Annotated in this window: 11 protein-coding genes and 1 tRNA gene; 3 read left to right on the top strand and 9 right to left on the bottom strand. The window is 64.7% G+C overall.

Going from position 1 to position 13,318, the window contains the following annotated elements; genetic code table 11:
• Window positions 1-69: 69 nt before the first annotated feature.
• The gene (gene xylB, locus BHE01S_RS13245; protein ID WP_042264668.1) at window positions 70-1,560 is read right to left on the bottom strand and encodes a xylulokinase; all 1,491 of its coding nucleotides are present in this window, start codon (window positions 1,558-1,560) and stop codon (window positions 70-72) included.
• Between the two features lie 105 nt (window positions 1,561-1,665).
• Window positions 1,666-2,988, bottom strand: a complete 1,323-nt coding sequence (gene xylA / locus BHE01S_RS13240; RefSeq protein WP_042264955.1) for a xylose isomerase — start codon at window positions 2,986-2,988, stop codon at window positions 1,666-1,668.
• A 309-nt stretch (window positions 2,989-3,297) separates the two neighbouring features.
• Between xylA and BHE01S_RS13235 the strand changes: the two genes are divergently transcribed.
• Both BHE01S_RS13235 and BHE01S_RS13230 read left to right on the top strand, forming a co-directional pair.
• A complete protein-coding gene (locus BHE01S_RS13235) occupies window positions 3,298-4,509 on the top strand; it encodes a XylR family transcriptional regulator (protein WP_042264665.1) in 1,212 nt (403 codons plus the stop codon).
• Between the two features lie 58 nt (window positions 4,510-4,567).
• On the top strand, window positions 4,568-5,668 hold the full coding sequence (locus BHE01S_RS13230; protein WP_042264663.1) for an aldose epimerase family protein: 1,101 nt from the start codon (window positions 4,568-4,570) through the stop codon (window positions 5,666-5,668).
• A gap of 16 nt (window positions 5,669-5,684) precedes the next feature.
• Here BHE01S_RS13230 and BHE01S_RS13225 read toward each other — a convergent pair whose 3' ends face one another.
• Together BHE01S_RS13225 and BHE01S_RS13220 are read right to left on the bottom strand one after the other, a co-directional pair.
• Entirely contained in the window at window positions 5,685-6,545 is an 861-nt protein-coding gene (locus BHE01S_RS13225; protein ID WP_042264661.1) for a 3-hydroxybutyryl-CoA dehydrogenase, read from the bottom strand.
• A 178-nt stretch (window positions 6,546-6,723) separates the two neighbouring features.
• A complete protein-coding gene (locus BHE01S_RS13220; RefSeq protein WP_042264659.1) occupies window positions 6,724-7,293 on the bottom strand; it encodes an acyloxyacyl hydrolase in 570 nt (189 codons plus the stop codon).
• A 646-nt stretch (window positions 7,294-7,939) separates the two neighbouring features.
• Between BHE01S_RS13220 and BHE01S_RS13215 the strand changes: the two genes are divergently transcribed.
• Window positions 7,940-8,239 (top strand): hypothetical protein, encoded by a 300-nt coding sequence (locus BHE01S_RS13215; protein WP_042264657.1) that lies wholly within the window; start codon window positions 7,940-7,942, stop codon window positions 8,237-8,239.
• 140 nt (window positions 8,240-8,379) lie between these two features.
• On the opposite strand, the gene BHE01S_RS13210 is transcribed toward BHE01S_RS13215, so the two are convergent.
• The 5 genes from BHE01S_RS13210 to pheT form a co-directional block, all read right to left on the bottom strand.
• Window positions 8,380-9,318 (bottom strand): DMT family transporter, encoded by a 939-nt coding sequence (locus BHE01S_RS13210; RefSeq protein ID WP_042264655.1) that lies wholly within the window; start codon window positions 9,316-9,318, stop codon window positions 8,380-8,382.
• A gap of 263 nt (window positions 9,319-9,581) precedes the next feature.
• Window positions 9,582-9,658, bottom strand: a tRNA-Pro gene (locus BHE01S_RS13205).
• A gap of 93 nt (window positions 9,659-9,751) precedes the next feature.
• Window positions 9,752-10,150 carry a MerR family transcriptional regulator gene (locus BHE01S_RS13200; RefSeq protein ID WP_042264953.1) on the bottom strand — a complete coding sequence of 133 codons (399 nt, stop codon included), beginning with the start codon at window positions 10,148-10,150 and terminating at the stop codon, window positions 9,752-9,754.
• A gap of 141 nt (window positions 10,151-10,291) precedes the next feature.
• Complete coding sequence (locus tag BHE01S_RS13195; RefSeq protein WP_028204248.1) at window positions 10,292-10,702, bottom strand: integration host factor subunit alpha; 411 nt, start codon at window positions 10,700-10,702, stop codon at window positions 10,292-10,294.
• Between the two features lie 91 nt (window positions 10,703-10,793).
• Window positions 10,794-13,259: a phenylalanine--tRNA ligase subunit beta gene (pheT, locus tag BHE01S_RS13190; RefSeq protein ID WP_042264653.1), complete on the bottom strand. Its 2,466-nt coding sequence runs from the start codon at window positions 13,257-13,259 to the stop codon at window positions 10,794-10,796.
• Between the last annotated feature and the right edge of the window lie 59 nt (window positions 13,260-13,318).

The following is a 13,318-nucleotide window of genomic DNA, read 5'->3' as shown; positions in this document are numbered from 1 at the left end:
ACCGTAGGACTACCAATCGACTGCACGACTACACTGGCCGTGCAGTTTTTTCCTCGCCGGCGCCGCTAATCAGGCGCCGGTTGCGAAAACCGGTTCGAGTGCGCGATACAGCGCGTTGAAGGTTGGACGGCGCGCCTCGCGATACCACGCGTGACGAGCAGTGTCGGGTTCGCGAACCGCCAGCACGGGCGGCTGCGGGCACACTTCGTCGAGCGTCGCGCCCGGTTCGATCGCGAGATGCGCGAGGCGCGCGGCGCCGAGCGCCGGACCTACCTCGCCGCCCGCGCGCAGCGTGAGCGCGCGGCCGCTGATATCGGCGAGCATCTGCGTCCACCAGGCGCTGCGCGAGCCGCCGCCGATTACGGTGATCGTGTCCGGCACGAGCCCCGCCGCGTGCAGCGCGTCCATGCCGTCGAGCAGCGCGAAGCCTACCCCCTCCAGGGTGGCGTTGGCGAGATCGGCGCGCGAGGTCTGCGGGGTCATGCCGTAGAACACGCCCTTCGCGTTGACGTTGTTGTGCGGCGTGCGCTCGCCGCTGAGATACGGCAGGAACCACGGCCGGCGCGCATCGCGCCCGGCGTTCGCGTTCGCTTGCGCATCGGCGAGCAACGCGGCGACGCTTTCGTAGCCCGTCAACTGCGCCGTGAAGTCGAGGCAACTGGCCGCGTTGAGCATCACCGACATCAGATGCCACGTGTGCGGCAACGCATGACAGAAGCTGTGCACCGCGGAGTCGGGATTGGCGAGAAAGCCGTCCGAAACCGCGAAATAGACGCCCGAAGTGCCGAGCGAAAGCATCGCGTCGCCGGGCCGTACGATGCCCACGCCCACCGCGCCCGCCGCGTTGTCGCCCCCGCCCGCCACGACCGGAATGTCGCGCAGGCCGAATTGGCGCGCGAGTTCGGGCCGCAGCGAGCCGGTCACCTGGTTGCCTTCGAATACGTCCGGCATGTGCGCGCGCGTGAGGCCGCACGCCGCAAGCAAGGTCTCGCTATAGTCTCGCTTCGCGATGTCGAGCCACAGCGTGCCGGCGGCATCCGACGCATCGGTGGCGAATACGCCCGTGAGCAGCCAGCGCAAATAATCCTTCGGCAACAGCACGTGCGCGATACGCGCGAAGATCTCCGGCTCGTGCTTGCGCACCCATAAGAGCTTCGGCGCCGTGAACCCCGGCATCGCGAGATTGCCCGCGATGGCATGCAACTGCGGCACGGCACGTTCCAGTTCGATACATTCGGTATCCGAACGACCGTCGTTCCACAGAATGGCGGGGCGAAGCACTTCGCCCTGCGCGTCGAGCAGCGTCGCACCGTGCATCTGGCCGGTCAGGCCGAGCGCCTCGATGCGTGCCGGGTCGATGCCGCGCCCGCGCGCCTCGTCGATGAGTGCGCGCAATGCGCTCTGCGTGGCGAGCCACCAGTCTTGCGGCGCCTGCTCGGACCAGCGCGGCTGTGGCCGGCTCACGGTGAGCGGCGCGCTCGCGCTGCCGAGCACATCGCCCGCGCGGTCGAGCAGCACGGCCTTCACGCCCGACGTGCCGAGGTCGATACCGATGAACATGTCTCCGTCCTGATTTTTTTGCGTCAGTTTGCCCTCAACGGCAAGCTGCGCAATTGCGAATTTGACGGCGCGCGCTAATGTTTTTTCGCGCGCGCCGTGGCACGGCTAGCGCTGACCGTAGATGGCCTGGTTCACGACATTCTCGAGCCGCTCCTGCTGGCCGCTCGCGTGCTGCGGATTCATGCCGTGCGCGAGCGCATCGGCGGCGAGCGACGAGAGCGAATAGCCCCCTGCGAGAATCTTGCGGCCGAACTCGCTGTCCCAACCCGCGTAACGCTGGCTGCGGAACTGCTCGAGCCGGTCGTTTTCCACGAGCGCAGCACCGCGCTCGAGGGCCAGCGCGAGCACGTCGATCGCCCCCACGTGACCATAGAACATGTCTTCCGGATCGATGCTCGCGCGGCGCACCTTCGCGTCGAAGTTCATGCCGCCCGTCGTAAAGCCGCCGTGGCGCAGGATCTCGTAGAACGCGAGCGTCAGCTCTTCTACGCTGTTCGGGAACTGGTCCGTATCCCAGCCGTTTTGCGGGTCGCCGCGATTCGCGTCGACGCTGCCGAACACGCCCAGAGCGAACGCCGTGGCGATTTCGTGATGGAACGAGTGACCCGCGAGCGTCGCATGATTCGCCTCGATATTCACGCGGATTTCGTTTTGCAGACCGTATTGCGTGAGGAAGCCGTGCACCGTCGCAACGTCATAGTCGTACTGGTGCTTGGTCGGCTCCTGCGGCTTCGGCTCGATCAGCAGCGTGCCGGTGAAGCCGGTGCGGTGCTTGTGCTCGACCACCATCGAAAGGAAGCGCGCGAACTGCTCGCGCTCGCGCTTGAGGTCGGTATTGAGCAGCGTGTCATAGCCTTCGCGGCCGCCCCACAGCACGTAGTTCTCGCCACCCAGCTTGCGCGTCGCGTCGAGCGCTTGGCAAACCTGAGCGGCCGCATACGCAAAGACTTCGGGGTTGGGGTTCGTGGCGGCGCCGCCGGCGTAGCGCGGATTCGAGAACAGGTTGGCGGTGCCCCAGAGCAGCTTCACGCCGCTCGCCTGCTGACGCTCGCCGAGGTAGTCGACCATGCGCTTGAAGTTTTCCGTGTAGTCCTTCAGGTCCTTGCCTTCCGGAGCGACATCGGTGTCATGGAACGTGTAGTAAGGCGTGCCGAGCTTCGAGAAAAACTCGAACGCCGCATCGGCCTTCTGGCGCGCGCGCTCCATGGCGTCGCCGGGCTGCTGCCACGGGCGGTGAAACGCTCCCTGGCCGAAAATGTCGTTGCCGGGCCAGACGAACGAATGCCAGTAGCACACCGCGATGCGCAGATGCTCCTCGAGCGTCTTGCCGAGCACCTTTTTGGTACGGTCGTAGTGATGGTACGCAAGCGGGTTGTCCGACTGCGGGCCTTCGTATCGAATGGCGGGAATATGTTCGAAATACGACATGATGTCTCCAATGTTGTTGCAGCGCAGCGGCGCAGCGTGCATCCCTCTGTGTGACGTCATACTGCCCGCGACGCGCAAAGTGCGGCAATTGCGAAATTGCGTGAGACCTGTAATGTTTCCTGCCGACCGGCGCGGCCGTTGTGCCCGCGAACCGAATGTGGGCCTAAAATAGCCGGACGCTTAAAACGACGCGCCACCGGCGCGAGAGACATCGTAGCGCGGCGCTCATTTGCGTGCACCGCGCCCGAACTGGAGACAGTGCGGCTTTCCGCAGGCGCACCAAGCCGGGCGAACAGCCGCCGACACGACATGACCCGCGCCCCCGCTTCCCAGACGCCCCACCGCATCGCGCTGCTCTTCAACGCAAATAAGGTGTACGACCGCGAGATCATTGCGGGGATCGGCCACTATTTGCGCTCCACGCGCGTCGCGTGGGACCTCTTTCTCGAGGAAGACTTCCGCTGCCGCCTGGCGGGCATCGAGCGCTTCGACGGGGACGGCATCATCGCCGACTTCGACGACCCCGACGTGGCCGATGCCCTGCGCGGCTGCCCGCTGCCGGTGGTCGCCGTGGGCTCGTCATTCGAAGATGCGGCCCAGTACCCGGCCGACGTGCCCTATATCGCGACCGACAACCGCAAACTGGTCTCGCTCGCGTGGACGCATCTGATCGGCGCGGGCCTGCCCAATTTCGCGATGTACAGCCTGCCCGTCGCGCAAGAAAACCGTTGGGCGCAGGAGCGCGAGCTGGCGTTTCAGGCGCTCGCCCGCGAAGAGGGCCTGCAGGCGCCGATCTACCGGGGCCAGGCGACCAGCGCCAGCGCGTGGAACCAGGCCATCGAGCAGTTGAGCGTCTGGCTGCACAGCCTGCCCAAGCCGGTGGGCGTGATCGCCGTGACGGACGCACGGGCGCGGCATTTGCTGCAGGCCTGCCTGATTCACGGCATTGCCGTGCCCGAGCAGGTGGCGATCATCGGCATCGACAACGATCCGCTCACCCGCACGCTCACGCGCATTCCGCTCTCGTCGGTCATCCAGGGCACGGAGGAGATGGGCAAGACCGCCGCCCACCTGCTGCACCAGATGCTGCGCGGCGCCCGTTTTCCGGGCCAACGCATCCTGGTTCCGCCCGTGGGCATCAACGTGCTCGAATCGACCCGGCACGAACCGCTGTCGAGCCCGCATGTCATGCGTGCGCGCCACTTCATCCGCCAGTACGCTTGCCAGGGCATCAAGACCGAGCAGGTGGCCGACTACGTGGGCGTCTCGCGCTCGTCGCTGGAAGACTATTTCCGGCGTGAACTGCAGTGCACGGTCCACCAGGAAATCCTGCGCCACAAACTCGACGCCGCGAAGGCGATGCTCGCGAGCCGCGACGCCTCGAGTGCGGAAGTGGCGATCCGCTGCGGATTCACGTCGCTGCAATACATGTATGCCGTATTCCGGCGCGAACTGGGATGCACGCCGCGCGAATATCAGGACAGCGTCGCGAACGCTTCGGACCCGCGCCTGTCCACTTGATGAAGCGGCTTCGGCCTTCCCGGACAATCACGCTTTCTTCATACGTTCCCTTCAGCTCATGAACACTCTTGCTGCCCATCTGACTTCCGAACCGTGGGGCGCCCTGCCCGGCGGCGACGCCGTGCGGCTCTACACGCTGCGCAACGCGCAGGGCATGAAGGTGACGATCAGCGACCTCGGCGCGACGCTCGTCTCGTGGTTCGCGCCCGATCGCGCCGGCCGCCTCGCGGACATCATGCTCGGCCACGACACGCCGGCGGACTATCTCGCGGCCACCACGTATATGGGCGGCGTGGTCGGGCGCTGGGCCAACCGCATCGCGGGTGCGCATTTCACGCTGGACGGGATCGACTATCCGCTCGATCGCAACGAGAACGGCAATCTGCTGCACGGCGGCGCGAACGGCTTTCATCGGCAGATGTGGCAGGTGGAAGAGGACCGGGGGTCGCTCGTGCTGCGGCTCGACTCGCCCGAAGGCGACGGCGGCTTTCCGGGCAACGTGAGCGTGCAGGTGCGCTATACGCTCGACGACGAAGGCACGCTCACGCTCGAATACGAGGGCGTGACCGACGCGCCTACGCCGCTGAATCTCACGAGCCACGGCTACTTCAACCTCTCCGGCGAGGTGAGCCCGGACATTCGCGGCCATGTGCTGACGATCGACGCGGACGCCTTCCTCGAAGTCGATCCGCAGTTGATTCCCGCGCGCATTGCCGACGTCTCGGGCAGCGCCTTCGACTTCCGCCATGGCGCGCCGCTCGGCGGGCGGCTCGACTGGCCGCACGCCCAGCTCGAGCGCGCACGCGGTTTCGACCACTGCTACGTGCTGCGCGCCCCCGAGAGCACGGCAGGCACGCTGCACGCCGCGCCGGGGCGTTGGCCGGTGCGGCCGGTGGCGCGCGTCTACGAGCCGGGCAGCGGACGCGAGCTTGCCGTCTCGACCGATCAGCGCGGCCTGCAGCTCTATACGGGGAATTATCTGGAGGGGCAGCCGGGACGCCGGGGCGCGACGTGCGCGCGCTATGCGGGGCTTTGCCTCGAAGCGGGCGGCTTCCCGAACCAGATCAACATGGAAGCGCCCGCCTGCGACGAAGTGGTGCTGCAGCCCGGCAAGACCTATCGGCAAGTCACGCAATACCGCGTGAGCGTGCTCGCCTGAAGCCCGGCGCGAGGCCTCAGGACACCTTGTCGTACTGATACACGCCGCGGCCGGTCTTGCGGCCGAGCTGGCCCGCCGCGACCATCTCGCGCAGCAGCGGGCACGCACGATACTTCGAGTCGCCGAAGTCCTTCAGGAACACATCCATCACCGAAAGACACACGTCGAGGCCGATCAGGTCCGCCAGCGCGAGCGGTCCAATCGGATGATTGGCGCCGAGCTTCATGCCGGCGTCGATTTCCTCGGCGCTCGCAATGCCTTCCGCGAGCACGAAAAACGCCTCGTTGATCATCGGCACCAGAATGCGGTTCACCACGAAGCCCGGCGCGTTCTTCACGGCGATCGGCGTCTTCCCGAGGCGCAGCGCCATTTCGCGTACCGACTCGGCCACGTCCGGCCGCGTCTGCAGACCGCGGATCACTTCGACGAGCGGCATCATCGGCACCGGGTTGAAAAAGTGCATGCCGATGAAGCGCGAGGGGTCGGCGAGCGTGGTCGCGAGCGCCGTGATCGAGATCGACGAGGTGTTCGATGCGACGATCGCGTCGGGGCGGGCCGCGGCCTCGATCTGCTTGAGAATGCGCGTCTTGAGCTCGGCGTTCTCGGTCGCCGCCTCGATCACGAGATCGACGCTCCCGAGGCGCTGGTAGTCGGTGGTCGTCTCGATGCGCGCGAGCGCGGCGTCGCGTGCGCCGGCCTCGAGCTTGCCCTTCGAGACGAGCCGCTCGAGGCTATGGGTGAGCGTGGCGATGCCCCTGGCGAGCGCCGCATCAGTGACGTCGATCATCACCGCCTTGAGCCCCGCCACCGCCACGGCCTGGGCAATGCCGTTGCCCATCGTGCCTGCGCCCACAATCCCTACCGATTCGATTGCCATGCCTCGTCCTCACTCCTGGTCTGCGACCCCGGCGAGTCGCTATGGAAAATGCCGGTCGGCGGCGCAACGCGTGGTGCACCGCACCAATACCCACAGTGTAACGGGTTGCGGGAATCGACTGACGCCCGCGCGACAGGGAGCGCGTCACTGGAAGGCTCGTCGGCGACTCGCCGGCGCCCTAAAAGTTGTACTGGAAATAGATCTGACTGAAGTTCGTGCCCGGATTCGGCTCCTTGATATCCGCGTTCGACAAATGCTGGAAACGGAACCCGGCCTGATAGTTTCCATGCTCGCCGAACTGCGCGCCAACGCCGACCATGTCGACGAACTGCAACGACGTCGATGTCGCGCGATCTGGCGTCTGCCGGACATGCGAGAGAAAGTGCAAGCCCACGCCCGCCTCGATGAACGGCTTGAACCAGCCGCTGTCCCTGATGAAGCGAAAAATGGGCGTCACGCCGTATTCCCAGATATGCGAGTAGACGGCATCCGGTGCGTTCAGCTTCCAGTAGGCGACGTGTGCCTCGCCAACCAGCGTGAAGTGATACCCGCCGATGTGCCACCACTGCAGGCCCGGATCCCACACGAAACCGAGGTCGAGCTTTTTCACGTCGTGGTCCGCGATGCCCGCTCCGAGCTGCACGCCGAACGTGTTGTCCGCTTGCGCGCTCGCCGCGCCAAAGGCGCAAAGCGCGGTGAGCGCCCCGCGCACTGCATGAGCGTGCCAGACGAATCTTCCTGGTTTCATCTATTTCCCCGATTCAATCGATTCAGCATGACGCCATGCATCGGGCACAACCACGAATTGTGCGGATTCGGTATCGGCGCAAATAAAAAAGCACTGCGCACCTGTCACGTGGACAGAACAAATACCTTCACGTCCAGATGTTCACTAATGACCCGCGCGTATATGAGAGCGAAGTTTAGCGTCGAAAAATCGAACGCGCTCGTTGACGCGCCAATAGACCGCGCCCGGGCAGGCGCTTGTGGCTTGATAAAGACTGACTGACGGCTTTCAGTTTCCATTATTGAATCGCATAAATGGTGCTGAACGCGTATTGACGGAATAATTTGCGGGATATGAACTCCCATTATTAGCGAATCCGCCTCAATTACCGCTCTTCGATTTACCGGGTATTCAAAATCCATGAATGACGACTTTTGTGGTTCGCCACTCGACCTGATATTCCTCTGCGTAAAACCGGCATGACGTCTGGGCCCGGGCATTCCCGAACAGCGCGCAATGCGCAGCTGTACCCAAATTGAGGACAGACAACGCGTAGGCCGCTCGCATAATCCGCTCTCGGGGATTGGCTGCGTGCTGACGGCGCAAGGCGGCGCGCCGCTCGTGCAACTGCTCGGCGTGCCTGGCATCGGCGGGGTCGTACACGGCGATGCCGATCTTCTGGACGACACCCGATCAGGCGTTCGCGCCGCAGGCGCGCGCAGTGGGCATCGTGATCGATGCGATCGGCAACATCAGCTCGGCGGCGAATCCGCTCGTGGTGGGCTGGGTGGTGGGCTGGGTGGTGGGCTGGCTCAAGGATGCGACACACAGCGATGCTGCGGGGCTCGTCTATTCCGCAGGGTTGCTCGTGCCGGGGGCGATGATCGTCGCGACGTTGTCGATCGGGCGCGGTAGCCGCAGCGATCGGGAGAAGGAAGTCGAAGCCGTGCCTCGCGCGGCGGCTTGAGCGCGCACGAAAATGCAAATCGCGCGACGTTGGTCGCCGCGCGATTTCGCTGATCCCGCTCGTCGGACGCAGCGTGGCGAATCGCCTGCATGGCGGTCACAACGCACCCGCTTCGAGCGTCTCGTACGCGCACTGCCCGGCTAGCGTTCTGCGCCTGCCCCGCTGCGGCGCGCAGTGAAACCCGGCAAGCGCTTCACGAAGCCGGTTGCGAGCGCGGTGCCTACGAGAATCGCCGCGCACGCCTCGACCATGCCCATCGACACGCGCTCGCCGAGAAAGAGCGCGCCCCACAGAATACCGAAGATCGGGATCACGAACGTCACCGTGATCGCGCGCGCCGGGCCTACCGCTGCGATCAGGCGGAAAAACAACAGATACGCGATACCCGTGCACGCCACGCCAAGGCCCAGCACTGCGCCCCACGCGTGCAGCGAGATGGGTGTAGCAGGCCAGGTTGCCACGGCGAACGGCGCGAGCACGAGCGTTGCGCCCGTCATCGTCCCGGCAGCGACCGTGAGCGGATCGACGCCCGTGAGATGGCGCTTCGTGTAGCTCGCAGCGACGCCGTACAGCGCCGCTGCAACCAGCGCCGCGAGGGCGGCGAGCGCAGCGCCGGCGGGTGACGCGCCGTCGCCGGCGTGCGTCACGACCTGATCCCACACCAGCGCAAGCACGCCCGCGAAGCCGATCGCGAGCCCGGCCACGCGCAACCCGCTCAGACGATCCTTGAGCCAGGCATACGCGACGACCGCCCCCCACAGCGGCGTAGTCGCGTTGATCACGGACGTGACGCCCGCGGAGAGCGTAAGCTCGGCCCACGCGAAGAGACAGAACGGCGCGGCCGAATTGAGGATGCCGACAATGAAAAGCGGCCACGCGCGTTCGCGCAGCGTGCCGAGCGCTTCGCGTGCGGGGCGGCGTGAAAACAGCACCAGCAGCAGGAACAGCGCGCCGATGCCGACGCGCAGCGCCATCAGCGGCGCGACGCCGAAGTCGGTCACGCCGACGCGGATGAACAGAAACGACCCGCCCCATAGGGCGGCGAGGAAGATGAGTTGCGCGAGTTCGATCGGGTTCATGTGAAGTGGCGCTGAGTGAGCACGGAGTTGCGCGCGGGCGCGCGTTTGCACGAATCACCGGCGCGAAGGTACGCGTATCGTAAGGCGAGCAACACGCGCCGTATAACGAAGGATTCTCACCGATATGTGAGAAAAAATAACAGCCGGATCTTGCGGTGTCGTTCGTGCGCTTCTTGCGTGCGCTTCCTGTGTTTTCTTGTGCTTTCTTCGCGGCGCACAAAAGACAAAGCCCGCGTAATCTTTCGATTACGCGGGCTCTATTCTGGTCGGGGCGAGAGGATTTGAACCTCCGACCACCTGCACCCCATGCAGGTACGCTACCAGGCTGCGCTACGCCCCGAGAGCTAGAAAGTATAACAGAGAGTTTCTCCAATTAGAACCGCTTCGCGTGTAATTCGTGAACGGCTCACATGCGTGCGTTCGGAGAAGTGCCTCAGCGCCCGAGCGCATCGAGCACATGCAGCAATTCCTTGCGCAGCTGATCGACATCCACGAGCGCCGTCGTGCCTTCGGAAACCGGCGCACTCACGGCTTCCGGCTGCCCGGCTTCATCGGCCGCTGCGCCATGCGAATCGAGCCGGTTGCGCGCGCCGTTGATCGTGAAGCCCTGCTCGTAAAGCAGTTCGCGAATGCGACGGATCAGCAAGACCTCGTGATGCTGGTAGTAGCGACGATTGCCGCGCCGCTTCACCGGCTTCAACTGCGTGAACTCCTGCTCCCAATACCGCAGCACGTGAGGCTTCACGCCGCACAACTCGCTCACCTCGCCAATGGTGAAGTAGCGCTTGGCGGGTATGGGAGGCAAGACGACCTTTTCGCTTGTCGATGTCATCGCCGGTTTGCCGTCGTGGTGGTTGCGCAATGAGGCGTCGCCGCCTGGGTCCTTGAAGTCCGCTATTTCTACTTATTCGTTCATGCCCGCCATATTGCCACCGCCGCGGGCGTACCGGCGCGGGCCAACAGCCTCAACGCATCAACGCGGGAAGCTCGCCTCGGCGCCGCTCTCCACGAGCGCCTTCAACTTCTGGCTCGCATGGAACGTCACCACGCGACGCGCGGCAATGGGTATCGCCTCGCCCGTCTTCGGGTTACGGCCGGGTCGTTGCGGCTTGTCGCGCAACTGAAAATTGCCGAAGCCGGACAGCTTCACGCTGTCGCCGCTTTCAAGCGCGTCGCGAATCACTTCGAAGAAGGCTTCGACCATGTCTTTCGCTTCGCGTTTGTTCAGACCGACGTTGTCGAACAGCAGCTCAGCGAGTTCGGCTTTCGTCAGCGTGGGCGTGTCGTTCGTGGCGCTTGCCGACGAGGCAGGAATGTCGCGAATCATGGCGCTACGCTGTGCCGCAAGTAGGGCTTCGAAATCACTCGAGTTCATTTCGTTCATCTATCTATGAGATGGCGCGCTGCCGGTCGCGAGGTTGACTTGCTACCTCGCAAACCGGAAGCCGATGTCGGTACGTGATGAGCCAAGGAGCTTATCCGCGCAACCGGGCGCCATACACTCGAGCCAGGCGATCCACCAGGGACTTGATGGCCGCATCGACCGTTTCGTCCTGAAGGGTTCCGCCAGTATCTTGCAGGGTCACCCGGAAGGCAAGGCTTTTCTCGTCCGCGCCAAGTCCGGAAGTATTTGATTTTGCACGAAATTCATCGAAGAGCGCAACCCTCTGCACAATCCGGCAAGCCTCGTCTTGCATGCCCTTCTGGAACTCGTCGAGCAACGCCTGCACCTCGATCTTTTGATCGACGACAAGAGCGATGTCGCGGCGGACCGGCGGGAATTTCGAGACTTCGCCAGGCGTGGGCAGTTCGCGCGCCATCAGCGCGTCGGCCTCGACCTCGAAGAGTATCGGTGCGTGCGGCAGGTCGTACTTCTGCATCCAGCGCGGATGCAGCTCGCCAATCCAGCCCACGGCACGGCCATCGACTTCGATGCGCGCGCTACGTCCCGGGTGCAGCGCCGGGTGTTCTGCCTTCACGAAGCGCGGCGTTTTCGCGGCGCCGAGCGATGCGAACAACGCTTCGAGGTCGCCCTTCACGTCGAAGAAGTCCACGCCGCGCGTTGGCGCGCCCCACTGCTCTTCGAGCGCGGGACCGTACGCGAGCGCGCCGATCATCTTCGGTTGTGCGAAACCTTCCACCGTCATCTCGCTCGCCTTGATCGACGGATCGTGCAGGAACACGCGGCCCGCCTCGAACACGCGCACGCGGTCGGCACGGCGGTTCAGATTGTGGCGCAGCACGTTGATGAGGCTGCCGAACAGCGTCGTGCGCATGACCGAGAGCTGGCTCGCGATCGGGTTCAGCAGCTTCACGGGATTCGCGTTGCCCGCGAAGTCCTGCTCCCATTCGGCATCGACGAAGCTGAAGTTGATCGTCTCGGCGTAGTCGCGTGCGGCGAGCGCGTGACGAATGGCGTGGATCGAGCGGCGCGTTTCGTGGGTCGCACGCATTTCGCTGCGGGCAACAGGCGGCAACGCCGGAATCTTTTCGAAGCCATGGATACGCGCGACTTCTTCGATCAGATCTTCTTCGATCTCGATGTCGAAGCGGTACGGCGGCGGCGTGACGCGGAAGCTCTCGTCGCCCGCGCTGTCGACGCTGCGCGTGAACGTAAGACCGAGACGCGTGAAAATCTGCGCGATCTCGTCGGCGCCGATCTTCACGCCGATGATGCGGTTCGCGCGCGCCACGCGCATCGTCACCGGCTCGCGCTTGGGCACGTTCACCGTTTGATCGTCGATCGGGCCGGCGCAGCCGCCACAGATATCGAGGATCAGCTGCGTGATGCGCTCGATGTGCTCGACAGTCGTCGACCAGTCCACGCCGCGTTCGAAGCGATGGCCCGCATCGGTCGAGAAGTTGTAGCGGCGCGAGCGGCCGCGAATGCTGTCCGGCCACCAGAATGCGGCTTCGAGATAGATGTTCGTGGTGTCGAGCGTGACGGCCGTGCTGTCGCCGCCCATGATGCCCGCGAGGCTCTCGATCTCGCGGTCGTCGGCGATCACGCCCACGGTTTCATCGACTTCCACGGTATTGCCGTTGAGCAGCCTGAGCGTCTCGCCCTTCTTGCCCCAGCGCACGTCCATCGCGCCGTGGATCTTGTCGAGATCGAACACGTGCGACGGGCGGCCGAGTTCGAGCATGACGTAGTTCGAAATGTCGACGAGCGCCGAGATGCTGCGCTGTCCCGAACGCTCGAGGCGCTCGACCATCCACATCGGCGTTTTCGCGCGCGCGTTCACGCCGCGGATCACGCGGCCCGAGAAACGGCCGCACAGGTCCGGCGCCGAAATCTTCACGGGCAGCCGGGCGTTCGGTCCGTCGAGCTTGACTTCGACCTTCGGATACACGGGCGCCTGCAGCGGCGCACCGGTGATCGCAGCCGTTTCGCGCGCAATGCCGTAGACCGAAAGGCAATCGGCCTTGTTCGGCGTGAGCTTGATTTCGAAGACGGTGTCGTCGAGGTTCAGCGCTTCGCGGATGTCCTGGCCGACCGGCGTATCTTCCGGCAGGATCATCAGGCCGCTATGGTCTTCCGAGAGCTTCAGTTCGCGCGCCGAGCACAGCATGCCCTGGCTTTCCACGCCACGCAGCTTCGAGAGCTTGATCGCAAAAGGCTTGCCGCCCTCTTCGGCGGCCGGCAGCTCGGCGCCCACGAGCGCCACGGGCACCTTGATGCCGGGCGCGACGTTGGGTGCGCCGCAGACGATCTGCAGCGTCGCGCCGGTGCCGGCATCGACCTGCGTGACGTTGAGCTTGTCCGCGTCCGGGTGCTTCACGACTTCGAGCACGCGGCCCACGACGATCTTCGTGGTGGGCGGCGCCGCCGGGCTCAGGCCTTCGACTTCGAGGCCGGCCATGGTGAGCGCGTGGGCCAGTTCATCGGTCGTGAGCTTCGGATCAACAAAGCTTCTCAGCCAGGATTCGGGGAATAGCATGTGGTTTTACGTTCCAGACAGATTGTGACCGTCGCGTAGGCGGGGTCTCGCGCACCTTC

The sequence above is a fragment of the Paraburkholderia heleia NBRC 101817 genome (assembly GCF_000739775.1).
GTDB classification, from domain to species: domain Bacteria; phylum Pseudomonadota; class Gammaproteobacteria; order Burkholderiales; family Burkholderiaceae; genus Paraburkholderia; species Paraburkholderia heleia.
This window is presented reverse-complemented; position numbering and strand designations above follow the sequence as displayed.

What these genes read in the sequence shown, in the direction of transcription:
- xylB (WP_042264668.1), bottom strand. Translation starts at nt 1,560, where the DNA reads ATGTTCATCGGTATCGACCTCGGCACGTCGGGCGTGAAGGCCGTGCTG.
- xylA (WP_042264955.1), bottom strand. Translation starts at nt 2,988, where the DNA reads ATGTCGTATTTCGAACATATTCCCGCCATTCGATACGAAGGCCCGCAG.
- BHE01S_RS13235 (WP_042264665.1), top strand. Translation starts at nt 3,298, where the DNA reads ATGACCCGCGCCCCCGCTTCCCAGACGCCCCACCGCATCGCGCTGCTC.
- BHE01S_RS13230 (WP_042264663.1), top strand. Translation starts at nt 4,568, where the DNA reads ATGAACACTCTTGCTGCCCATCTGACTTCCGAACCGTGGGGCGCCCTG.
- BHE01S_RS13225 (WP_042264661.1), bottom strand. Translation starts at nt 6,545, where the DNA reads ATGGCAATCGAATCGGTAGGGATTGTGGGCGCAGGCACGATGGGCAAC.
- BHE01S_RS13220 (WP_042264659.1), bottom strand. Translation starts at nt 7,293, where the DNA reads ATGAAACCAGGAAGATTCGTCTGGCACGCTCATGCAGTGCGCGGGGCG.
- BHE01S_RS13215 (WP_042264657.1), top strand. Translation starts at nt 7,940, where the DNA reads ATGCCGATCTTCTGGACGACACCCGATCAGGCGTTCGCGCCGCAGGCG.
- BHE01S_RS13210 (WP_042264655.1), bottom strand. Translation starts at nt 9,318, where the DNA reads ATGAACCCGATCGAACTCGCGCAACTCATCTTCCTCGCCGCCCTATGG.
- BHE01S_RS13200 (WP_042264953.1), bottom strand. Translation starts at nt 10,150, where the DNA reads ATGACATCGACAAGCGAAAAGGTCGTCTTGCCTCCCATACCCGCCAAG.
- BHE01S_RS13195 (WP_028204248.1), bottom strand. Translation starts at nt 10,702, where the DNA reads ATGAACGAAATGAACTCGAGTGATTTCGAAGCCCTACTTGCGGCACAG.
- pheT (WP_042264653.1), bottom strand. Translation starts at nt 13,259, where the DNA reads ATGCTATTCCCCGAATCCTGGCTGAGAAGCTTTGTTGATCCGAAGCTC.